This window comes from Streptomyces sp. JH34, from assembly GCF_029428875.1.
GTDB lineage: Bacteria > Actinomycetota > Actinomycetes > Streptomycetales > Streptomycetaceae > Streptomyces.
This window is the reverse complement of sequence record NZ_JAJSOO010000001.1, coordinates 4,789,696-4,810,670: the sequence shown is the minus strand read 5'-3', so window position 1 is coordinate 4,810,670 and position 20,975 is coordinate 4,789,696. Positions and strand designations below refer to the sequence as shown.

Genomic DNA, 20,975 nt, shown 5'->3' with positions numbered 1-20,975 from the left:
CCTGTAGAACCATGCGACGCCACAGCGCCCAGCTCACCCACGACTCCGCCGTCCTCCCGTGGCTCGGCGCCAACTTCTGGTCCCGCACCGGTGGTCCGCTGATGTGGCGGAACTACGAGCCGAAGACGGTGCGCGAGGAGCTGGGTGTGCTGAGGGAGCACGGTCTGAACATGACCCGGTCCTTCTTCTACTGGCCGGACTTCCACCCGGAGCCGGGCCGCGTCGACGAGGAACTCTGCGACCGTTTCCGCGACTTCCTGGACGCCCACCACGAGCTGGGCATGGGGACGGTTCCCACCTTCATCGTCGGCCACATGTCGGGCGAGAACTGGGACCCGGCCTGGCGCGGTGACCGGGATCTGTACGAGGACGTGTGGCTCGTCGGCAGGCAGGCGTGGTTCGTCTCCCAGATGACCCGCCGCTTCAAGGACCACCCGGCGGTCACGGGCTGGCTGATCACCAACGAGATGCCCGGTTACGGGCGGATCTACCAGGTGGACCCGCCGTCGAGCGACGTCGTCACCGCCTGGGCGCAGTTCATGTGCGACGCCGTGCGCGCGGCGGGCGGCACCCAGCCGGTGTCGCTCGGCGACGGGGCCTGGGGCATCGAGGTGACCGGCCGCGACAACGGTTTCTCGCTGCGGGAGACCGCCGAGTACGTCGACTTCGTGGGGCCGCACGTCTACCGGTCGGACACGGACCGGCCGCGCCAGCACTACCGGGCCGCGTTCGAGTGCGAGCTGGCCGCCGTGACGGGTCAGCCGGTCGTCCTGGAGGAGTTCGGGCTCTCCACGGACGTCGTCTCGGCGGCGAACGCCGGGATCTTCTACCGGCAGACGCTGCACAACTCGCTGCTCGGCGGGGCGACCGGCTGGATGGCGTGGAACAACACGGACTACGACGACCTGTGGGAGCAGTCGCCGTACGACCACCACCCCTTCGAGATGCACTTCGGGATCACCGACAGCTCGGGGCGTCCCAAGGAGCCGCTGCGTGAACTGGCCTCCTTCGCGCAGGTCCTGGAGCGGGTCGACTTCCCGCGCTGCCGCCGCACCGACGCGGACGCCGCGCTCGTCGTGCCGGCGTTCCTTGAGCGCGGCTACCCCTACAGCCGGCCCGCGGACCGTCCGCTGATCTTCACCTCGCTGCACCAGGGCTATGTGGCGGCGCGGGGCTCCGACCTGCCGGTGGCGTTCGCCCGTGAGGCGGACGGGCTGCCGGACGACGCCTCGCTGTACCTGCTGCCCTCGACCCGTCAGCTGACCACCCGCACGCGCCGGGACCTGGAGCGCCGGGCCAGGGAGGGGGCCACGGTCTACCTGTCGTTCTGCTCGGGTGAGTACCCGACGACCCGCGGCCCGTGGTTCCACGACCTGGACGGGCTGTTCGGGGTGGAGCTCCAGCTGTCCTACGGGGTGGCGGAGCCGATCGAGGACGACGTCCTCGAGATGACGTTCGCCGAGGACTTCGGGTCGATCGCGGCGGGCGAGGTGCTGACCTTCCCGGTCGCGGGCAACGAGGACAGCCGCGCCTATCTGCCGGTCGTCCCGGACGGCGCGCGGGTCGTCGCGACGGACGCGCACGGCCGTCCGGCGCTGCTGCGGTACGAGACGGGCGCGGGCCGCACGGTCCTGGCGACGTATCCGCTGGAGCACATGGCGGCGCGCACCGCGCGCGCCAATCCGGAGCAGACCCACCGGCTGTACGCGGCCCTGGCCGACCTCGCGGGCGCCGCGCGGCCGGTGACCGTCGACACCCCGTACGTCAGCGCGGACACGCTGGTCCGCGAGGACGGCACGCGTTTCGTGTGGCTGGTGAGCCAGTCCGGCGAGGAGCTGACCGTGCGCCCGGCGGCGGACGGGGAGCTGCGCGAACTGACCGGCGGGGAGCCGGTGGGAGACGTGACCCTGGCCCCGTACGGGGTGCACGTGCTCGAACTGCGCTGACCGCCCGACCCTTTGAGGAGCCGCGATGTCCGAACCACTGTTCCGCGATCCGGGGATGCCCGTCGCCGACCGTGTCCGCGACCTTCTGTCACGGATGACGCTCACCGAGAAGGTGGGCCAGGTCAACCAGCGGATGTACGGCTGGGACGCCTATGAGCGCACCGGGTCGGGTCACCGGCTGACGGACGCGTTCCGGGCGGAGGTGGCGCGCTTCGACGGGATGGGCGCGCTGTACGGCCTCCAGCGCGCCGATCCCTGGTCCGGTGTGACGGCGGAGACGGGGATCGGCGCCGCGGACGGGGCACGGGTGTCCGACGCGGTGCAGCGGCACGTCGTCGAGAACACCCGGCTCGGCATCCCGGTCCTGCTGGTCGAGGAGATGCCGCACGGGCTGCAGGCGCTGGACGGGACGCTGCTGCCGGTCAATCTCGCGGTCGGCGCCACCTGGAATCCTGAGCTGTACGAGGAGGCGGCCGGTCTCGCGGCCGCCGAGCTCAGGGCGCGCGGCGGCCATGTCGCGCTGGTCTCGGCGCTCGACCTGGTGCGGGATCCGCGCTGGGGCCGCGCGGAGGAGTGCTTCGGCGAGGACCCGTATCTGGCGGCGCGGTTCACCGAGGCGCTGGTGCGCGGTGTGCAGGGTCCGGCCGGGGAGGCCATCGGGCCGGACCGCGCGGCCGTGGTGCTCAAGCACTTCGCCGGGCAGGGTGCGACGGTGGGCGGCCGGAACAGCGCGGCGACCGAGCTGGGCGCTCGGGAGCTGCACGAGATCCATCTCGTGGCGGCGCGTGCGGGCGTGCGGGCCGGGGCCGCGGGCCTCATGGCGGCGTACAACGAGTTCGACGGTGTCCCGTGCGCGGCGAGCCACCACCTGCTGACCGGGATCCTCCGGGAGCGGTGGGGCTTCGAGGGCCTGGTGATGGCCGACGGGCTCGCGGTGGACCGTCTGGTGCGGATGGCGGGTGATCCGGTGGCGGCGGGGGCGCTGGCGTTGCGGGCCGGGACCGACCTGAGCCTGTGGGACGACTGCTATCCCCGGCTCGGCGAGGCGGTCGGGCGGGGGCTGGTCGAGGAGGCCGTGCTCGACCGGGCGGTGGGCCGCGTCCTCGCGCTGAAGTTCCGCCTCGGCCTCTTCGAGCACCCGTACACCGCCGGGCGGGCCGGGGCACAGGGGCCGGACCGGGCACGCACGGAGCGGCTGAGCGAGCGCATCGCCCGCCAGTCCGTCACCCTCCTCGAACACGACGGGGTGACGCTGCCGCTCGCGGGCCGGCGTATCGGGACCGTCGCGGTCATCGGGCCGAACGCCGATTCCGTGCCGCAGCAGATCGGCGACTACACCGCGCCGCAACGGCCCGGCACGGGCAGCAGTGTGCTCGCCGGCATCCGGGCCGCCGCGCCGGAGGGCACCGACGTCACGTACGCCGGCGGCTGCGGCCTCGTGGGCGGGGATCTGTCGGGCCTGCCCGAGGCGGTGGCGCTCGCCTCCGCCTCCGATGTGGCCGTGCTGGTCCTCGGCGGATCGAGCGCACGCGAGGCAGGAACCCGTTTCGACGCCAACGGGGCAGCCGTCGTCGCCTCCGGGAACCCCGTGGAGATGACGTGCGGCGAGGGCGTCGACCTCGCCGAACTCGCCCTGCCCGCAGCTCAGTCGGCCCTGGTGGACGCCGTCGCCGCGACCGGGACCCCGGTGGTCGTGGTGCTGGTCCAGGGCCGTCCGCACGCCCTGCCGGACCTCACCGGTAAGGCGGCTGCGGTGCTGAGTGCCTGGTACCCGGGCCCGTGGGGCGGGAGGGCGGTCGCCGACGTGCTGTTCGGTGCGGCCCAGCCGCAGGGGCGGCTGCCCGTGTCCGTGCCACGCTCGGCGGCCCAACTGCCCGTCTTCTACAACGGGAAGGACCACGGCTACCGGGGGTACGTCGACCAGCCCGCCACGGCCCTTCATCCCTTCGGCCACGGGCTGTCCTGCACGACGGTCGAGTACGGCGCGCCCCGGCTGTCGCCTCCGTCCCTGGCGGTGGACCGGTTCGACGGGCCGGCACCGGTGAGCTGTGTGGTCCACGTCGCCAACACCGGTACGCGACCGGTGCGGGAGACGGTCCAGCTCTACGTACGCCGGGTGCTCGGCGGGACCTCGTGGCCACGGGTGCGCGAACTGCGCGGTTTCGCACAGGTGGAACTGGAGCCCGGCGGGAGCACCGATGTCACCTTCCAGGTGGATGCCCGAACCCTGGCCTCGTTCACACACTCAGGTCAGTGGGCCGTGGAGCCCGCCGAGTTCGCGATCGGGACGGGCCCGTCGTCGCACCGCACCCAGGAGGCGCGGCTCACGGTGACGGCAGGACCGACCCGGCCGGGCGCGGAGAGCCGGTGACGGCGGCGGGCAGTCGCCCGCCGCGTCGTTCCCGGGGCGGCGCGGCCCTCCGTCGCCGGACGCGGGCCGCACGCCGGTGCGCACAGGCGCGTTCCCACCCGTCGCACTGACCTCGCGCGCCCCCCTTTCGGACCTGTCTACGCAGGTCATCGGGGTGCCACGCTGCTTTTGATCACGGGCATCGCCCCGCCGACGAACAGCGAAAGGTCTTCACCGTGAACCGCATCACCGCACTTGCCGCCACCGCGATCGTCCTGGCCTTCGGACTGGGTACAGGCCCCGTCTCGGCCACGGACGCCGACGCGCGCACGGCCGCCGGACAGACCAGGTCCGCCGCTCCGGCCGCCGCGTTCACCCGGTGCACGCACGGCTACTTCTGCGCCTTCGCCGGCTGGAACGGCGAGGGGACCCGCTGCCAGTGGACGGCCCGCGAGATGCGGAACACCGCCGACAACTGCTCGTTCATCCGCGAGGGGCGGAACGTCCTGTCGGTGTGGAACAAGACCGAGCACCGGGTGCAGTACTACACGCAGACCAACTTCAACTCGCGCGTCGGTTCCACGCTCGCCGGGCAGGGCGGCAACCTCCAGGGGAGCTACCAGATCCGCTCCTTCAAGCCCCAGTAGGCTGCGCACCTGCCACGCCCACGGGACAGACGGCCGGCGCCGGGGCCCGGACCCGGCGCGGGCTCACTGCACGCGGGCGGACGACCGGCTGCCGCCGTCGTCGTCCTCGTCGCTGTCGTCGCCAGGAATGTGGACGTCGAAGACGTTGATGTTGATCTCGACGACGTCCAGACCGGTCATGGTCTCGACCGCGTCCGTCACGTTGGTCCTGACCCGGTCGGCGAGTTCGTGGATCGGCACGCCGTACTCCACCTTGATGTCGACGTCGATCGCCGTCTGCTTCTCGCCCACCTCCACCTTGACGGAGCGTCCCGCCGCGGAGGACCCGGACACCCGGCCGGTGACGGCTCCCAGCGCCTTCGACGCCCCTTTGCCGACCGCGTGCACGCCGTCCGTGTCGCGGATGGCGATGCCCGCGATGGTGGAGACGACGTTGTCGGAGATGGTGGTCGTGCCGCGTCCGCCCTGTCCCGTGTTCCCGTCAATATCAGCCATGACTGCCTCGCAGAGGGTTGGTACGACAGGCCGGTCCGTTTCTCACCGGCCCCTCGTTTCACTGTGCGCCCGCCCGTCCCCTGCCGCCATCGGGGTGACACAGCGCTCCGCGTCGACACTCTCCGCCACCTTCGGACCCACCACCGATCCGGGGGCGGACCGGATCCGAATCACCGGTGAGGGTCAGGAACCAGCCCTCACCTCCCTGTCCGGGGGCGCGGCGGCCCGCGCCCCCGGACAGCACCTCGCGGATCCCCTCGTGCGCGACCGCGCCGATCCCACCACCGGCCTCCTCGAACTCCGCCTTCGTAGCGCCGAGTTCTCCCGCCAACAGCCTGCCCGGCGCGTCCGGCGCAGCCGGGCCCGCCGGTCGTTCCCCCACGGCCCGGAGACCGGAACGGGCCGTGGGCGTGCTGAGCATCACCCTGGACAGCCGCCGTGACCGCCGGGTAACTTTTGCCCAGGACTGAGCAAGCGCTTAGCCACTGCGACCGAAGCCGAAGCTGACACCAGGAGGCACCCCGTGCGCCGTACGGTTTACAACGAGGACCACGAGGCGTTCCGGGAGACCATCCGCGCCTTCATCGAGGCCGAGGTCGTCCCCGTCTACGACGAGTGGTTCGCGGCGGGCCAGGCGCCTCGCGACTTCTACTACAAGCTCGCCGAGCTCGGCATCTTCGGCATCGAGGTGCCCGAGGAGTACGGCGGCGCGGGCGAGGAGTCCTTCAAGTTCGAGGCGGTGCTGTACGAGGAGACCGCCCGCGCGGGCATCTCCTTCGGCGGCTCCGGCGTGCACGTCCTGCTCTGCCTGCCGTACCTCAAGGCGTACGCCACCGAGGAGCAGAAGAAGCGCTGGCTGCCGGACTTCGTCTCCGGCAAGTCCATGTACGCGATAGCCATGACCGAGCCGGGCACCGGTTCGGACCTGGCCGGCATGAAGACGACCGCCAAGCTCTCCGAGGACGGCACGCACTACGTCCTCAACGGCGCCAAGACCTTCATCACCGGTGGTGTGCACGCCGACAAGGTCATCGTCTGCGCCCGCACGGACGCCCCCAAGGCCGACGACCGCCGCCACGGCATCTCGCTCCTGGTCGTCGACACCAAGTCCGAGGGCTACTCGGTCGGCCGCAAGCTCGACAAGCTGGGCCTGAAGGTCTCCGACACCGCTGAACTGGCCTTCGTGGACGTCAAGGTGCCCGTCGAGGACCTGCTGGGAGAGGAGAACAAGGGCTTCTCCTACCTCGGCCAGAACCTCCCCCAGGAGCGCCTGGGCATCGCCGTCGGCGCGTACGCGCAGGCCGCCGCCGCCGTGCGGTTCGCCCAGCAGTACACGCAGGACCGCACCGTCTTCGGCAAGACCGTCGCGTCCTTCCAGAACACCAAGTTCGAACTGGCCGCCTGCAAGGCCGAGGTCGACGCGGCCGAGGCCGTCTGCGACCGCGCGATCGAGGCCCTGGACGCCGGCGAGCTCACCCCCGCCGAGGCCGCCTCGGCGAAGCTGTTCTGCACCGAGGTCGCGCACCGGGTGATCGACCGCTGCCTCCAGCTGCACGGCGGCTACGGCTTCATGAACGAGTACCCGATCGCCCGGCTGTACACGGACAACCGGGTCAACCGCATCTACGGCGGCACCAGCGAGGTCATGAAGTCGATCATCGCCAAGTCCATGGGCCTCTGAGAGCGGCTACGTTTCTCCCCCATGAGCGCAGCACTTGAATCCCTGCTCGATCTGCTCGACCTCGAGCGGATCGAGCAGGACATCTTCCGGGGCACGAGCCGTTCGGCGGTCGTGCCCCGCGTCTTCGGCGGCCAGGTCGCGGCCCAGGCCCTGGTCGCCGCCGGGCGCACGGTTCCCGAGGACCGGGGCGCCCACTCCCTGCACGCGTACTTCCTGCGCCCCGGGGACCCGGGCGCGCCGATCGTCTACAGCGTGGACCGGATCCGCGACGGGCGGTCCTTCACCACCCGCCGGGTCGTCGCCGTCCAGCACGGCAAGCCGATCTTCCACCTCTCAGCGTCGTTCCAGGCCCACGAGGAGGGCATGGACCACCAGGCGGTCATGCCCTCGGCGCCGGACCCGGAGACCCTGCCGACGGCCGCGGAGATGCTGCCCGGGTACGCGGACCGCTTCACGGACCCCCGCATGGTGGACCGGCTGCTGGAGGCCCGGGCCGCCGTCGACCTGCGGTACGTCGACGCGCCGCCGTTCGCCACGGCCGGTGAACCCCGTGAGCCCCGCTCCCAGGTCTGGTTCCGTACCCACGGGAAGCTGGCGGACGATCCGCTGCTGCACGTCTGCATGGCGACGTACGTCTCCGACATGACGCTCCTCGACTCCGTGCTGCTCGCCCACGGGCGCGGCGGCTGGTCGGTCGGCGACGTGGTGGGCGCCAGCCTGGACCACGCGATGTGGTTCCACCGCCCCTTCCGGGCCGACGAGTGGCTGCTGTACGACCAGGAGTCGCCGTCCGCGTCCGGCGGACGCGGTCTCGGGCAGGCCAGGATCTGGACGGCGGACGGCAAGCTGGCCATCACGGTCATCCAGGAGGGGCTGGTCCGCGTCCCGAGGGACTGAGGCCACAGATTCGGACATACTGCCCACCATGGGTGACGAGCAGACCGAGGGCGGCGAGTCCACGTTCACCGTCGTCGTCGCGGCGGCGGCCAATCTCGGCATCGCGGTGGCGAAGCTGGTGGCGGGGCTGATCAGCGGTTCGAGCGCGATGCTGTCGGAGGCCGCGCACTCGGTCGCCGACACGGTCACCGAGCTCATGCTCCTCACCGCGCTCAAGCGCAGCGAGAAGCCGCCCGACGAGGACCACCCGCTGGGCTACGGCCCCGAGCGGTACATCTGGGCGATGCTCGCCGCCGTCGCGACGTTCGTCGGGGGCGCGGTGTTCTCGCTGTACGACGGCGTCCACACCCTTCTGAAGGGCGAGGAGCTGGGCGATCCGCTCGTGTCGTACCTCGTGCTCGCGGTGGCCTTCCTGCTGGAGGGCTTCTCGCTGCGCACCGGGGTGCGGCAGGTGCGCGGGGAGGCGGCGCGGCTCCGGATGCCCGCGCCGCGCTATCTGCGCCGGACACCCGACACCGCGGTCAAGGCCGTGGTGATGGAGGACTCGGCGGCCCTGGCCGGGCTGCTGCTGGCGGCCGGCGGCCTGCTCGGCGGACAGCTGTCCGGTTCCGCGGTGTGGGACGGCGTCGCCTCGATCCTCATCGGCTTCCTGCTGGTGTACGTGGCGTGGGTGCTGTGCCGGTCCAACGCCCAGCTGCTGATCGGCCGCCCGCTCCCGCCGGAGATGCGGGCCGGGGTGCGCGAGGAGCTGCTGTCCGTGCCGCACGTCGTCGAGGTGCTGGAGCTGACCACGCTGATCCAGGGCCCCTCGGAGCTGCTGGTCGCCGCGAAGATCGACTTCCGGGACGCGTCGAGGGCCGAGCAGATCGAGTGGGCGTGCGAGGAGGCGGAGCAGCAGCTGCGGGAGCGCTACCCGTCGATCCAGCGGGTGTACCTGGATCCGACACCGGGGCGCGCCCAGCGGCACCGGGCCGCCCCCCAGGACTAGAGCAATTCGATGGTGGTACCGACTCGATGTTCTGGGTGTGCCGTTGACTGACGCGCAACAGTGGGCGGCGCGGATCGGCCGGGTGTCGCCGGATCTGACGCCGACGTCGGGTGGCAGGTGGCGGGATCACCGACAGGTGACCGATGCGATCGCCAGGGAGTCCCCGACGCTGTCACAGCGGCTGTACCTGACAGAGAGGTAACTAATGGCTCTTGCTCCGTCGGACCAATGCGGCGATGGCGCCGGGGGCCACAACGATCGCCGCGCCGAGCATCAGTAGAACCGTAGGGGACTCCCCTCGGTAGTCGCTGCGGACCTCCAGCTGCGAGCCGTAGAGACCGGCGCTCAGGACGAGCAGGGCCGAGGCACCCAGGATGATCACCCCCCAGCTCCTGCGTGCGGACGCGCTGCGCATTGGCACGAGCGAGATCAACAACCACCCGGCCGCGACCGACACAACGAACGGCAAACTATTCATGCGTGCTCCCAGGCAATCTTGAAGGCAAGCCGAACGGGGGCCCGCATCTGTAGCTGCACCCCGCCCCCGGTCGGGGTGCAGCAGAACCGCTGCATAACGCGCAAATCTCCGGTCCCCGGTGCGGCACAGGCCGCCGGGGACCGTCACCGCGTTGCGCACCGGGCCATCACACGTACACGTGATCCCAGATACGTGAGCGATTCCTCAACCGACATTAAGGCGAGCACGCGGCACGCACTGTGTCATGCGTGCACAAAGCTGTGTCAGTGGGCGCATTCCCGAGGCGGTTGTCCTGCCGGTGCCGGACGCCGACGCGGAAACCGACAAGGTGTGGCACAAGGCAGCAGTCAGCACCTAGGCACTCGCACGGCACCAAGGGCGTTGCGCAGCGTGACGAACCCCTGCCATTCTGATGCTCGCACCGGCCCTGTTGAGAGGTGGAGCATGAAGCAGCGGACCGACGTCTTACCCAACGCGGCCGGCGGCCGGTACAGACCACGGCCCCTCCGATGAGCTCGGTCCTGGACACCACGTCAGTGCCACCGCGCGACAGGGAGGAGACGATCCGGCACGCGGTGTGGGAATCGCTGGTGCGGGTCGATATCGATCATCATCTGCCGCCAGAGCGCCTCTCGGTGCGCCTCGGGTTGAACACCGTCGGGCCCATGGAGATCTGCTCCGCACGAACGACCGCACTGACCGTTAGGCGGCCCTCTCAGCTGGCGCGGGGGGACGAGGAGCCCGCCATTTTCCTCGGTCTCCAGATTGCCGGCACCAGCGTGGTCACGCAGAATGGTCGTCAGGCTCTGCTGCGACCAGGGGACTTCGTTCTTTACGACACAACCACCCCATACACGCTTCTCTTCAGCGAGGGAGTGGACCAGCACCTCCTCCGTTTCCCCCGTGCAGCACTCGCACTGCCCGAGCGGTCGCTTCGGGACATCACCGCAGTCACCCTCGGCTCCGACAACCCCGTAGCCAGCCTCGCCTCAACGTACTTTTCCCAACTTGCCGTCAGTGAAGCACTGCACAGAGGCCCGTACGCGGACACCGTCACGGAACCCAGCATCGAACTCGTCCGAGCCGTCGTGACGTCCCAGCTCGGAAACCTGGACCTGGCCCAGGCACCGTTGGAGGCGACGCTGAACCTGCGGATTATGTACTACCTCCGCACGCACCTGGCTGATACCGACCTGTCAGCCGCTCGTATTGCCGCAGAGCACGGCATCTCGGTCCGTCATCTCTATAACGTACTGGGCCGGTCGGGCATCAGCCTCGGAGACTGGATCCGCTCGCATCGCCTCGCGGAATGCAAACGCGAGCTGGCGGGCCCGAAGGGCCGGGTCCGGACCGTAGCGGCGATCGGACGGAGTTGGGGCTTCGTGGACGCGACCCACTTCAGCAAGGTGTTCAAGCAGGCTTACGGCATCTCGCCCCGGGCCTGGCGCGACCGGAACCGCAGCCACCCCTGCCCTTGAGCCGCGGACAGTTACAGGCTCAGTCCAGGCCCGCGAAGACCTCCCTTACGTCCTCGGCGAGGAGCTCCGGTTGCTCCAGCGATAGGAAGTTGCCGCCGCGGTCGAACTCCGTCCAGCGCACGACGTGGTGGTCGCGCTCGGCGAAGCGGCGGATCGCCACGTCGGAGGGCAGCGCGACGGCCACCGCGGTGGGTACGGTGCCTCGCTCTCCAGGCGCCCAGGCGCCCAGGTCATGGGCCATCTCGTAGTAGAGATGGGCCGCCGTCCCGCCGTACCGGGGAACCAGTAGAGGCTGATGTTGGTGAGCAGGGTGTCGCGGTCCGCCGCGTCCTCGAGCAGCTCACTGGCCGTTCCCGTCCACTCCTTGAACTTCTCGATGATCCAGGCGAGCTAGCCGGCCGGCGAGTCATTCAGCCCGTAGGCCACCGTCTCCAGGCAGGTCGACTGGACGAAGTTGAAGCCCATCTTGTCGTCACGGAACTTCTGCAGCCGCTCCAGTCGGATCTGCTCGCCCCGGTGAGGCCGGCGGAGTCCGCGGACTTGTCCGAGGGTTAGGTGACCAGCCCGTTCACGTGGATGCCCTTCACATGATCCGGGGCGATCCGGCCCATCTCGCCGGGACTGAGGAGACCTCGGGCCGCGCTCTCGCCATGCTGGAGCAGGTGCTGCCCTCGTCTGCGGCGGCGCGTCCGGGCCCTCCAGGTTCCACCGGACCGGCCCGCACCGGGGACGGACACGGAACCCCTGATGACACTGACGGCCGCCTGCCGTGACCACGAGCGGCTGCGCCTGGACTACCGCGACCACTCCGGCGCCTCCGCCCGCCGGCTGGTCGAGCCCCAGCGCGTCGCGAAATGGGGCCGCCGGGTGGTACCTCGTAGCGTGGGACGTGGACCGTGACGCCTGGCGCACCTCCGGATGGACCGGCTCACGCCCCGGCTGCCGGCCGGCCCGCGTTCCGAGCCCCGCGAGGACCCGGACGGCGACGCGGCGGCGTACGCCGCCGGCGGATCGTCGGCCGCCGCCCGGCGTCACCGCGCCCGGGTGACGGTCCACGCTCCCACCGCGGCGGTGCCGGAGCGGATCAACCCCGCAGTGGGCACCGTCGAGCCTGTCGACGCGGAGACATGCGGCCTGGACACCGGGGCTGATTCCCTGGACTCGCTCGGCTTCGACTTCACGGTGACGGAACCGGTCTCGCTGGTGGCCCACCTGCGGGAACCGGCGGCGCGTCACGCCCGGTCGGAGGAGGGGAGCAGCCCGGCCGCGTCCAGCAGGTAGTCGGTCATCGGGTCGTAGTAGCGCGGGTCGGCGACGTGGTCGTCCAGGGGCACGGTGACCTGGAGGGTGCCCTCCGCCTCGCCCAGGAACAGCGCGGGGTCGTTGCAGTCCGCGTAGCCGATCGAGTCGATCCCGCGCTGCCCCGCGCATCCGGCCCAGCCGTGGTCGGCCACGACCAGGTCGGGCCGCGGCCGGCCCTCGCGCTCCAGGCCGTCGAGGATGGCGGCCATCGGGACCGGCGAGTGCGTGTGCCAGAGGGTCGCGCCGCGCTCCAGCACGGCGACGTCGGCGAACTGGAAGACCATGCCCTCGTCCGCCATCAGGCCGCCGGGGATGCGCACGATCTCGCATCCGGCCTCCCGCAGGGCGTTCGCGGTCTGCCGGTGCACGTCGAGCAGTCCGCCGGGGTGGCCGGTCGCGAGCAGCACCCGCTCCCTGTCCGCGGCCGCCTTGCGCAGCCGGGCCGCCATCCGGTCGAGGGCGTCGACCGTGAGCTCCGGATCGATGGTGTCCTGCCCCTGCCGGTGCTCGGGGTCGTCGTTGACCCCGCACCTCTCGGCCATCACGGCCAGCACGTCCTGCTCGTCACGCCAGCGGTCGCCGAGCTCCAGCCCCAGCCAGAAGTGGCGGTTGCCGTTGGCGAGCTGGCGGTAGTGGGAGAGGTTATTGTCGCGGGGTGTGGCGACGTCGCCCGCGATCCGGGTGCGGACGAGGTGCTCGACGAGGGCGGCACGGCTGGGTATCGGCATGCACCCATTGTGCCGTCGGGTGCGCGGTGTGTGCCCGGTGTCTCGATCGGCGGGATCCCTGCGCGACGTCACCGGGAGGACCAGCGTGGTGCGCCACCGGCCTGACCTGCCCGGCTGTACCGACCGGGGCGGCGACCTGCCGCCCCGGCGGTCAGGAGGCCGCCGCCTCGAAGGCGCCGCGCGCCAGGCGGTGCAGCAGGGCGGCCGTGGCCGTGCGGTCCGGGAGTGCCTCGGGGCGGGTCAGGTGGGGTGTGGAGTTCAGCAGGCCGAACACCGCGTGGACGGTGACCCGGGCCTCGTTCTCCGCGAGGGCCGGGTAGAGCGTGCGTACGACGTCGACCCAGACCTCCACGTACTGCCGCTGGAGCTGGCGGACGCGCTTGCGGTCGGTGTCGCGCAGGCGGTCCAGCTCACGGTCGTGGAGGGTGATGAGGGGGCGGTCGTCCAGGGCGAAGTCGATGTGTCCCTCGATGAGGGCGTCCAGGAGGGCGTCAGGGGAGCCGCCCCGGGAGGCCCCGTCCTCGGTGACACGCAGCCTGCCGCCGGCCAGCAGGCGTTCACTGATGCCGACGAGCAGCTCGGCGAGCATCGCGTCCTTGCCGGGGAAGTGGCGGTAGAGGCCGGGGCCGCTGATACCCACCGCGGCCCCTATCTCGTCGACCCCGACGCCGTGGAAGCCGCGCTCGGCGAAGAGGCGGGCCGCCTCCCTGAGGATCTGTTCGCGGCGGGTGGGGGCCGCGACACGGGCGGCGGCATGGGTGCTCATGAGGATTCATTCTAGACAGGCGGGTTAGCGCTCGTTAACCTGAGCGCGATGCGTTAACGCTCATTAACTCTCGAACATCTCATCCGACTACTGCGGTACGGGCAAGGGGGCTCGACAGGATGCAGCAGGCACCGGTCCTGGTGAGCGCGGCCGATCCCGCCTCGGAGGCCTGGCAGGCCAACGAGGCGGCGCATCACGCGCTCGCCGAGGAGCTGCGCACGCGGCTCGCCACGGCACGGCTCGGCGGAGGTGAGAAGGCCCGCGCCCGGCATGTGGCGCGCGGCAAGCTGCTGCCCCGCGAGCGGGTGGACGCGCTGCTCGACCCCGGCTCGCCCTTCCTGGAGCTGGCGCCGCTCGCGGCCGAGGGCATGTACGGGGGCGCGGCGCCGGCGGCCGGCGTGATCGCCGGAATCGGGCGGGTCAGCGGCCGGGAGTGCGTGATCGTCGCCAACGACGCGACCGTCAAGGGCGGCACGTACTACCCGCTGACCGTGAAGAAGCACCTCCGCGCCCAGGAGGTGGCCCTGGAGAACCGCCTGCCGTGCCTCTACCTGGTGGACTCGGGGGGCGCCTTCCTCCCGATGCAGGACGAGGTGTTCCCCGACCGGGAGCACTTCGGGCGGATCTTCTACAACCAGGCCCGGATGTCCGGTGCCGGGATCCCGCAGATCGCCGCCGTGCTCGGCTCCTGCACGGCGGGCGGGGCGTACGTCCCGGCCATGAGCGACGAGGCCGTCATCGTCCGGAACCAGGGCACGATCTTCCTGGGCGGCCCGCCGCTGGTGAAGGCGGCCACCGGTGAGGTCGTGACGGCGGAGGAGCTGGGCGGCGGCGAGGTGCACTCCCGCACGTCCGGGGTCACCGACCACCTCGCCGAGGACGACGAACACGCGTTGCGGATCGTGCGGAACATCGTCGCGACGCTCCCGGAGCGCGGTCCGCTCCCCTGGTCGGTGGAGCCCGCCGAGGAGCCGAAGGCCGACCCGGCCGGGCTGTACGGCGCGGTGCCCGTCGACTCGCGTACGCCCTACGACGTGCGGGAGGTCATCGCCCGGGTGGTCGACGGCTCACGCTTCGCCGAGTTCAAGGCGGAGTACGGCCAGACGCTGATCACCGGCTTCGCCCGGATCCACGGCCACCCCGTCGGCATCGTCGCCAACAACGGCATCCTGTTCTCGGAGTCCGCCCAGAAGGGCGCCCACTTCATCGAGCTGTGCGACCAGCGCGGCATCCCGCTGGTGTTCCTCCAGAACATCTCCGGCTTCATGGTCGGCCGGGACTACGAGGCCGGGGGCATCGCCAAGCACGGCGCCAAGATGGTGACGGCCGTGGCGTGCACGAGGGTGCCGAAGCTGACGGTCGTCGTCGGCGGGTCCTACGGCGCGGGGAACTACTCCATGTGCGGCCGGGCCTATTCGCCGCGGTTCCTGTGGATGTGGCCGAACGCCAAGATCTCGGTGATGGGCGGTGAGCAGGCCGCGTCCGTGCTGGCCACCGTCAAGCGGGACCAGATCGAGGGCCGCGGCGAGGAGTGGCCGGCCGAGGACGAGGAGGCCTTCAAGGATCCGGTCCGCGCGCAGTACGAGCAGCAGGGCAACGCCTACTACGCCACCGCCCGGCTCTGGGACGACGGTGTGATCGACCCGACGGAGACCCGGCAGGTGCTGGGGCTCGCCCTGACCGCGTGTGCCAACGCCCCGCTGGGGGAACCCAGTTTCGGCGTCTTCCGGATGTGATGTGAGGACTTCCATGTTCAGCACTGTTCTGGTCGCCAACCGTGGCGAGATCGCGGTCCGGGTCATCCGGACGCTGCGCGAGCTCGGCGTGCGGTCGGTCGCCGTCTTCAGCGACGCCGACGCGGACGCCCGGCACGTCAGGGAGGCGGACACGGCGGTACGCATCGGGCCCGCCCCCGCCACGGAGAGCTACCTGTCGGTGGAGCGGCTCCTGGACGCCGCCCGCCGCACGGGCGCCGAGGCCGTCCACCCGGGGTACGGCTTCCTCGCCGAGAACGCCGGTTTCGCGCAGGCGTGCGCGGAGGCGGGGCTGGTCTTCATCGGGCCGCCCGCTCCGGCGATCTCGCTGATGGGCGACAAGATCCGCGCCAAGGAGACCGTCGCCGCGGCCGGTGTGCCGGTGGTGCCCGGCTCCTCGGGCAGCGGTCTCACGGACGCCCAACTGGCCGCCGCGGCCAGGGAGATCGGGATGCCCGTCCTGCTGAAGCCGTCGGCGGGCGGCGGCGGCAAGGGCATGCGTCTGGTCCGCGAGGAGGCACTGCTGGCGGACGAGATCGCGGCGGCCCGGCGCGAGGCACGCGCCTCCTTCGGCGACGACACGCTCCTCGTGGAGCGGTGGATCGACCGGCCCCGCCACATCGAGATCCAGGTCCTGGCCGACGGACACGGCAACGTAATCCACCTCGGCGAACGCGAGTGCTCCCTCCAGCGCCGCCACCAGAAGATCATCGAGGAGGCTCCGTCGGTCCTGCTCGACGAGCGGACCCGGGCCGCGATGGGTGAGGCGGCCGTACAGGCGGCACGCTCCTGCGGGTATGTCGGCGCGGGGACGGTCGAGTTCATCGTCCCGGGCAACGACCCCTCCTCGTACTACTTCATGGAGATGAACACCCGTCTCCAGGTCGAGCACCCGGTCACCGAGCTGATCACCGGGCTCGACCTGGTGGAGTGGCAGCTGCGGGTCGCCTCCGGCGTCCGGCTGCCGTACGCCCAGGCCGACGTCACCCTCACCGGGCACGCCGTCGAGGCCCGGGTCTGCGCGGAGGACCCGGCCCGCGGCTTCCTCCCGTCCGGCGGCACGGTGCTCGCCCTGCACGAGCCGCAGGGTGGCGGGCTGCGGACGGACTCGGGGCTCAGCGAGGGCGTGCCGGTCGGGAGCACCTACGACCCGATGCTCTCGAAGGTCATCGCGTACGGCCCGGACCGCCCCACGGCGCTGCGCCGGCTGCGGGCGGCGCTCGCGGACACGGTGGTGCTGGGCGTGCCGACGAACGCCGGATTCCTGCGGCGGCTGCTGGCCCATCCGGCGGTGGCCGCGGGCGATCTGGACACCGGTCTCGTGGAGCGTGAGGCGGACGGCCTGGTGCCGGACGGGGTACCGGAGGAGGTGTACGCGGTGGCGGCCCTGCTGCGGCAGCCGTCCCCCGCACCGGCGGCCGGCTGGGTCGATCCGTTCTCGGTGCCGAGCGGCTGGCGGCTGGGCGGCACATCGGCGGAGACCTTCCACCACTTCCGTGTGCCGGGACACGACCCGGTGCGTGTGGGGCTGCGCGCGGGAGCGGCGGGCTCGGCCTCGCTGACGTTCGGTCACGCCGGGGACCGGGAGGAGCAGACGGATGCGTGCGGGCCGGTACCGTCGCTGCCCGGTGCGGAGAGGGCCCGGCTCGTCGGGGCGCCCGGGACGCGCGTCGTCGTCGAACTCGACGGTCTGACCCACACGTTCAGCCGGGCGTCGTCCCCGGACGGGGTCTGGCTCGGCCGGGACGGTGACACCTGGCACGTCCAGGACCACGACCCGGTCGAGGCCTCCCTCGGCGGAGCCGGCCGTTCGGGCGCGGACACGCTCGCGGCGCCCATGCCCGGGACCGTCACGGTGGTGAAGGTGGCGGTCGGGGACGAGGTCGTGGCCGGGCAGAGCCTGCTGGTCGTCGAGGCGATGAAGATGGAGCACGTCATCTCCGCCCCGCACGCCGGAACCGTCACCGAGCTGGACGTCACCGCCGGTGCCACGGTCGCCATGGACCAGATCCTGGCCGTGGTCGCCCCGAGGGAGGAATCGTGACCGACACCGGACTGCCCATGACGGTGCCCGCGCCGGGGCTCCCGGACCGGGTCCGCATCCATGAGGTCGGCGCCCGCGACGGACTGCAGAACGAGAAGTCCGTCGTACCGACCGAGGTGAAGGCGGAGTTCGTCCGCCGGCTCGCGGAGGCCGGGCTCTCCACGATCGAGGCGACCAGCTTCGTCCACCCGAAGTGGGTGCCCCAGCTGGCGGACGCGGAACAGCTGTTCCCGATGCTCGGCGAGATCGCCGATGTCGGGGACGTGGCGCTCCCCGTCCTCGTACCGAACGAACGCGGCCTGGACCGGGCGCTCGCGCTCGGCGCCCGGCGGATCGCGGTCTTCGGTTCGGCCACCGAGACGTTCGCCGCACGCAACCTCAACCGCACGGTGGACGAGTCGCTCGCCATGTTCGAACCGGTGGTGGCGCGGGCCAAGGACGCCGGGGTCCATGTGCGCGGCTATCTGTCGATGTGCTTCGGCGACCCGTGGGAGGGCGCGGTTCCCGTCGCCCAGGTCGTGCGCGTCGCGAGGGCGCTGACCGACCTCGGCTGCGACGAGCTCTCCCTCGGCGACACGATCGGCGTCGCCACCCCGGGGCATGTGCGGGCGCTGCTGTCCGCGCTGAACGACGCGGGCGTGCGCACCGACACGATCGGGGTGCACTTCCACGACACGTACGGCCAGGCGCTCTCCAACACTCTGGCCGCTCTCCAGCACGGGGTGACGACGGTGGACGCCTCCGCGGGCGGCCTCGGCGGCTGCCCGTACGCGAAGAGCGCGACCGGCAACCTCGCCACCGAGGATCTCGTGTGGATGCTCGACGGTCTCGGTGTCCACACCGGGGTCGATCTCGGCGCACTCACCGCCACAAGCGTGTGGATGGCCGAACAACTGGGCCGTCCGAGCCCGTCCCGCACCGTCCGCGCGCTGTCCCACAAGGAGTGAAGCACCCATGTCCCTTGACCACCGGCTGACCGCCGAACACGAGGAACTGCGCCGCACCGTCGAGGAGTTCGCACACGATGTGATCGCCCCGAAGATCGGCGACTTCTACGAACGCCACGAGTTCCCCTACGAGATCGTGCGGGAGATGGGCCGGATGGGCCTGTTCGGCCTGCCGTTCCCCGAGGAGTACGGCGGTATGGGCGGCGACTACCTCGCCCTCGGGATCGCCCTGGAGGAGCTGGCCCGGGTGGACTCCTCCGTGGCGATCACCCTGGAGGCCGGCGTCTCGCTCGGCGCCATGCCCGTCTTCCGGTTCGGGACGGAGGAGCAGAAGCAGCGGTGGCTGCCGAAGCTCTGCGCGGGAGAGGCCCTGGGCGCGTTCGGGCTGACGGAGCCGGACGGCGGCTCGGACGCTGGCGGCACACGGACGACGGCCGTCCTGGACGAGGCCACCGGCGAGTGGGTCATCAACGGCTCGAAGTGCTTCATCACCAACTCCGGTACGGACATCACGGAACTGGTGACGGTGACGGCGGTCACCGGCCGGAAGGAGAACGGCGCTCCGCGCATCTCCGCGATCATCGTCCCGTCCGGCACCCCGGGCTTCACCGTGGCCGCCCCGTACTCCAAGGTCGGGTGGAACGCCTCGGACACCCGCGAACTGTCCTTCTCCGACGTACGCGTCCCGGCGGCGAACCTGCTGGGCGAGGAGGGGCGCGGGTACGCGCAGTTCCTCCGGATCCTGGACGAGGGCCGGATCGCCATCTCGGCGCTGTCGACGGGCCTGGCGCAGGGCTGTGTGGACGAGTCGCTGAAGTACGCGAAGGAGCGGCACGCCTTCGGGAAGCCGATCGGCGCCAACCAGGCCATCCAGTTCAAGATCGCGGACATGGAGACGCGGGCGCACATGGCCCGGATCGGCTGGCGCGACGCGGCCTCGCGGCTCGTGGCGGGTGAGACGTTCAAGAAGGAGGCGGCGATCGCGAAGCTGTACTCGTCGACGGTGGCGGTGGACAACGCCCGGGACGCGACGCAGATCCACGGCGGGTACGGATTCATGAACGAGTACCCGGTGGCCCGGATGTGGCGCGACTCCAAGATCCTGGAGATCGGCGAGGGCACGAGCGAGGTCCAGCGGATGCTGATCGCCCGGGAGCTGGGCATGGACGCCTGACGCACCGGCTGGGCGGCGACACCGCACGAGCCTCCCTCCCCCGCCGGGGAGGGAGGCTCTTCCGTGCGCGGGTAACGGATCAGCGGCTCCCCCTTGCCCCGCCCGCCCGCGACATGTGAGGTTAGGCTAGCCTTCCTTCGAATCGTCAGCGGGCGCCGTGCGGCGCGTACGAAAGCAGACACACTCATGACCGACCTCCGGACCAGCTCACTCTCCCGCCGCGGCCTGCTGGCCGTCGGTGGCGCCGTCGGTCTCGGTGCCGTCCTCGCGGCGTGCGGCGACGGCGACGAGAAGGGCTCCACCTCGGGTTCGGGTGCGGAGAAATCCGGCCCCTGGTCCTTCAAGGACGACCGCGGGCAGACCGCCGAGGCCGAGTCCGCGCCGAAGAACATCGTCGCGTTCATCGGCGTCGCCGCCGCGCTCCACGACTACGGCGTCGAGGTGAAGGGCGTCTTCGGCCCGACGAAGACGTCGGACGGCAAGGCCGACGTGCAGGCCGGTGACCTCGACATCAGCAAGGTCGAGGTACTCGGCAACGTCTGGGGCGAGTTCAACGTCGAGAAGTACGCCGGGCTCGCTCCCGAGCTCCTGGTCACCGCCATGTGGGAGAAGGACGCCCTCTGGTACGTGCCGGACCAGTCCAAGGACAAGATCCTCAAGCTGGCCCCGAGCGTCGCCCTGTGGGCCGCGCAGACCACGGTCCCGAAGGCGATCCAGCGCCACGAGGACCTCGCCGCGTCCCTCGGCGCCGACGTCAAGGCCAAGAAGGTCACCGACGCCAAGGCCGCCTTCGAGAAGGCCGCGGCCCGGCTGCGCGCCGCCGCCAAGTCCCAGCCGAACATCAAGGTCATGGTGGGCTCGGCCAGTCAGGACCTGTTCTACGTCTCGCTCGCGAAGACGTCCGCGGACACCCTGTACTTCCAGGAGCTCGGCGTGCGGTTCGTCGAGCCGAAGGTGAACGAGGCCGGCTTCTTCGAGGAGCTGAGCTGGGAGAACGTCGACAAGTACGACGCGGACATCATCATGATGGACAACCGTTCCTCGGCCCTGCAGCCCGACGCCCTGACCTCGAAGCCGACCTGGGCCGGGCTGCCCGCCGTGAAGGCCGGTCAGGTCATCCCGCGCACGACGGAGCCCATCTACTCCTACGACAAGTGCGCGCCCATCCTCGACGCCCTCGCCGAGGCCATCGAGAAGGCCAAGAAGGTCGGCTGATCCCCGGGTCCGGCCCGGAGGGCCTCCGGGCCGGACCGCCATCCGCCGCTCCGCCTCCCGGAAGGACCCCTCGCATGACGACCGC

At 71.2% G+C, this 20,975-nt stretch carries 19 protein-coding genes; 14 read left to right on the top strand and 5 right to left on the bottom strand.

Features of this window, described 5'->3' with window-relative positions:
* Positions 1-11 precede the first annotated feature (11 nt).
* The 3 genes from LWJ43_RS21555 (at position 12) to LWJ43_RS21545 (ending at position 4,943) form a co-directional block, all read left to right on the top strand.
* Positions 12-1,946 (top strand): cellulase family glycosylhydrolase, encoded by a 1,935-nt coding sequence (locus LWJ43_RS21555; RefSeq protein ID WP_277333860.1) that lies wholly within the window; start codon positions 12-14, stop codon positions 1,944-1,946.
* 25 nt (positions 1,947-1,971) lie between these two features.
* Positions 1,972-4,317 (top strand): glycoside hydrolase family 3 N-terminal domain-containing protein, encoded by a 2,346-nt coding sequence (locus tag LWJ43_RS21550; protein WP_277333859.1) that lies wholly within the window; start codon positions 1,972-1,974, stop codon positions 4,315-4,317.
* 215 nt (positions 4,318-4,532) lie between these two features.
* A complete protein-coding gene (locus LWJ43_RS21545; RefSeq protein ID WP_277333858.1) occupies positions 4,533-4,943 on the top strand; it encodes a peptidase inhibitor family I36 protein in 411 nt (136 codons plus the stop codon).
* 63 nt (positions 4,944-5,006) lie between these two features.
* On the opposite strand, the gene LWJ43_RS21540 is transcribed toward LWJ43_RS21545, so the two are convergent.
* The gene (locus tag LWJ43_RS21540; RefSeq protein ID WP_277333857.1) at positions 5,007-5,438 is read right to left on the bottom strand and encodes an Asp23/Gls24 family envelope stress response protein; all 432 of its coding nucleotides are present in this window, start codon (positions 5,436-5,438) and stop codon (positions 5,007-5,009) included.
* Between the two features lie 523 nt (positions 5,439-5,961).
* Here LWJ43_RS21540 and LWJ43_RS21535 point away from each other — a divergent pair.
* Genes LWJ43_RS21535 through LWJ43_RS21525 form a run of 3 tightly spaced genes read left to right on the top strand, consistent with a single transcriptional unit; the run spans position 5,962 to position 9,004 of the window.
* Positions 5,962-7,119 (top strand): acyl-CoA dehydrogenase family protein, encoded by a 1,158-nt coding sequence (locus tag LWJ43_RS21535; protein WP_277333856.1) that lies wholly within the window; start codon positions 5,962-5,964, stop codon positions 7,117-7,119.
* Between the two features lie 21 nt (positions 7,120-7,140).
* Positions 7,141-8,016: an acyl-CoA thioesterase II gene (gene tesB, locus LWJ43_RS21530; RefSeq protein ID WP_277333855.1), complete on the top strand. Its 876-nt coding sequence runs from the start codon at positions 7,141-7,143 to the stop codon at positions 8,014-8,016.
* Between the two features lie 28 nt (positions 8,017-8,044).
* A complete protein-coding gene (locus LWJ43_RS21525; RefSeq protein WP_277333854.1) occupies positions 8,045-9,004 on the top strand; it encodes a cation diffusion facilitator family transporter in 960 nt (319 codons plus the stop codon).
* 202 nt (positions 9,005-9,206) lie between these two features.
* Here LWJ43_RS21525 and LWJ43_RS21520 read toward each other — a convergent pair whose 3' ends face one another.
* A complete protein-coding gene (locus LWJ43_RS21520; protein WP_277333853.1) occupies positions 9,207-9,386 on the bottom strand; it encodes a hypothetical protein in 180 nt (59 codons plus the stop codon).
* Positions 9,387-9,991: 605 nt separating this feature from the next.
* Here LWJ43_RS21520 and LWJ43_RS21515 point away from each other — a divergent pair.
* A complete protein-coding gene (locus tag LWJ43_RS21515) occupies positions 9,992-10,960 on the top strand; it encodes an AraC-like ligand-binding domain-containing protein (RefSeq protein WP_277333852.1) in 969 nt (322 codons plus the stop codon).
* A gap of 19 nt (positions 10,961-10,979) precedes the next feature.
* On the opposite strand, the gene LWJ43_RS21510 is transcribed toward LWJ43_RS21515, so the two are convergent.
* Positions 10,980-11,201 (bottom strand): hypothetical protein, encoded by a 222-nt coding sequence (locus LWJ43_RS21510; RefSeq protein WP_277333851.1) that lies wholly within the window; start codon positions 11,199-11,201, stop codon positions 10,980-10,982.
* A 506-nt stretch (positions 11,202-11,707) separates the two neighbouring features.
* On the opposite strand from LWJ43_RS21510, the gene LWJ43_RS21505 reads away from it, so the two are divergent.
* Positions 11,708-11,860, top strand: a complete 153-nt coding sequence (locus LWJ43_RS21505) for a WYL domain-containing protein (protein WP_277333850.1) — start codon at positions 11,708-11,710, stop codon at positions 11,858-11,860.
* Positions 11,861-11,878: 18 nt separating this feature from the next.
* Positions 11,879-12,241 (top strand): WYL domain-containing protein, encoded by a 363-nt coding sequence (locus LWJ43_RS21500; RefSeq protein WP_277333849.1) that lies wholly within the window; start codon positions 11,879-11,881, stop codon positions 12,239-12,241.
* Here the strand turns inward: LWJ43_RS21500 and LWJ43_RS21495 are convergent.
* Complete coding sequence (locus LWJ43_RS21495) at positions 12,193-12,990, bottom strand: phosphatase (protein ID WP_277333848.1); 798 nt, start codon at positions 12,988-12,990, stop codon at positions 12,193-12,195. The two genes, LWJ43_RS21500 and LWJ43_RS21495, sit on opposite strands and share 49 nt — an antisense overlap.
* A 151-nt stretch (positions 12,991-13,141) precedes the next feature.
* Positions 13,142-13,756: an SACE_7040 family transcriptional regulator gene (locus LWJ43_RS21490; RefSeq protein WP_277333847.1), complete on the bottom strand. Its 615-nt coding sequence runs from the start codon at positions 13,754-13,756 to the stop codon at positions 13,142-13,144.
* A gap of 119 nt (positions 13,757-13,875) precedes the next feature.
* Here LWJ43_RS21490 and LWJ43_RS21485 point away from each other — a divergent pair, with 119 nt between their 5' ends.
* From LWJ43_RS21485 to LWJ43_RS21465, 5 genes are all read left to right on the top strand, one after another.
* Positions 13,876-15,492, top strand: a complete 1,617-nt coding sequence (locus tag LWJ43_RS21485; RefSeq protein WP_277333846.1) for a carboxyl transferase domain-containing protein — start codon at positions 13,876-13,878, stop codon at positions 15,490-15,492.
* Between the two features lie 13 nt (positions 15,493-15,505).
* Positions 15,506-17,554 carry an ATP-binding protein gene (locus tag LWJ43_RS21480; protein WP_277333845.1) on the top strand — a complete coding sequence of 683 codons (2,049 nt, stop codon included), beginning with the start codon at positions 15,506-15,508 and terminating at the stop codon, positions 17,552-17,554.
* 17 nt (positions 17,555-17,571) lie between these two features.
* Positions 17,572-18,501 carry a hydroxymethylglutaryl-CoA lyase gene (locus LWJ43_RS21475; RefSeq protein ID WP_277335955.1) on the top strand — a complete coding sequence of 310 codons (930 nt, stop codon included), beginning with the start codon at positions 17,572-17,574 and terminating at the stop codon, positions 18,499-18,501.
* A gap of 7 nt (positions 18,502-18,508) precedes the next feature.
* Positions 18,509-19,675 (top strand): acyl-CoA dehydrogenase family protein, encoded by a 1,167-nt coding sequence (locus tag LWJ43_RS21470; protein ID WP_277333844.1) that lies wholly within the window; start codon positions 18,509-18,511, stop codon positions 19,673-19,675.
* Between the two features lie 186 nt (positions 19,676-19,861).
* Complete coding sequence (locus LWJ43_RS21465; RefSeq protein WP_277333843.1) at positions 19,862-20,890, top strand: ABC transporter substrate-binding protein; 1,029 nt, start codon at positions 19,862-19,864, stop codon at positions 20,888-20,890.
* Positions 20,891-20,975: the final 85 nt, after the last annotated feature.

Excerpts from the sequence above, each read along its gene's own strand:
- LWJ43_RS21500 (WP_277333849.1), top strand. The coding sequence starts at position 11,879 with ATGGACCGGCTCACGCCCCGGCTGCCGGCCGGCCCGCGTTCCGAGCCC.
- LWJ43_RS21470 (WP_277333844.1), top strand. The coding sequence starts at position 18,509 with ATGTCCCTTGACCACCGGCTGACCGCCGAACACGAGGAACTGCGCCGC.
- LWJ43_RS21490 (WP_277333847.1), bottom strand. The coding sequence starts at position 13,756 with ATGAGCACCCATGCCGCCGCCCGTGTCGCGGCCCCCACCCGCCGCGAA.
- LWJ43_RS21485 (WP_277333846.1), top strand. The coding sequence starts at position 13,876 with ATGCAGCAGGCACCGGTCCTGGTGAGCGCGGCCGATCCCGCCTCGGAG.
- LWJ43_RS21495 (WP_277333848.1), bottom strand. The coding sequence starts at position 12,990 with ATGCCGATACCCAGCCGTGCCGCCCTCGTCGAGCACCTCGTCCGCACC.
- LWJ43_RS21480 (WP_277333845.1), top strand. The coding sequence starts at position 15,506 with ATGTTCAGCACTGTTCTGGTCGCCAACCGTGGCGAGATCGCGGTCCGG.
- LWJ43_RS21505 (WP_277333850.1), top strand. The coding sequence starts at position 11,708 with ATGACACTGACGGCCGCCTGCCGTGACCACGAGCGGCTGCGCCTGGAC.
- LWJ43_RS21550 (WP_277333859.1), top strand. The coding sequence starts at position 1,972 with ATGTCCGAACCACTGTTCCGCGATCCGGGGATGCCCGTCGCCGACCGT.
- LWJ43_RS21555 (WP_277333860.1), top strand. The coding sequence starts at position 12 with ATGCGACGCCACAGCGCCCAGCTCACCCACGACTCCGCCGTCCTCCCG.
- LWJ43_RS21510 (WP_277333851.1), bottom strand. The coding sequence starts at position 11,201 with ATGGCCCATGACCTGGGCGCCTGGGCGCCTGGAGAGCGAGGCACCGTA.
- tesB (WP_277333855.1), top strand. The coding sequence starts at position 7,141 with ATGAGCGCAGCACTTGAATCCCTGCTCGATCTGCTCGACCTCGAGCGG.
- LWJ43_RS21475 (WP_277335955.1), top strand. The coding sequence starts at position 17,572 with ATGACGGTGCCCGCGCCGGGGCTCCCGGACCGGGTCCGCATCCATGAG.
- LWJ43_RS21525 (WP_277333854.1), top strand. The coding sequence starts at position 8,045 with ATGGGTGACGAGCAGACCGAGGGCGGCGAGTCCACGTTCACCGTCGTC.
- LWJ43_RS21465 (WP_277333843.1), top strand. The coding sequence starts at position 19,862 with ATGACCGACCTCCGGACCAGCTCACTCTCCCGCCGCGGCCTGCTGGCC.
- LWJ43_RS21515 (WP_277333852.1), top strand. The coding sequence starts at position 9,992 with ATGAGCTCGGTCCTGGACACCACGTCAGTGCCACCGCGCGACAGGGAG.
- LWJ43_RS21540 (WP_277333857.1), bottom strand. The coding sequence starts at position 5,438 with ATGGCTGATATTGACGGGAACACGGGACAGGGCGGACGCGGCACGACC.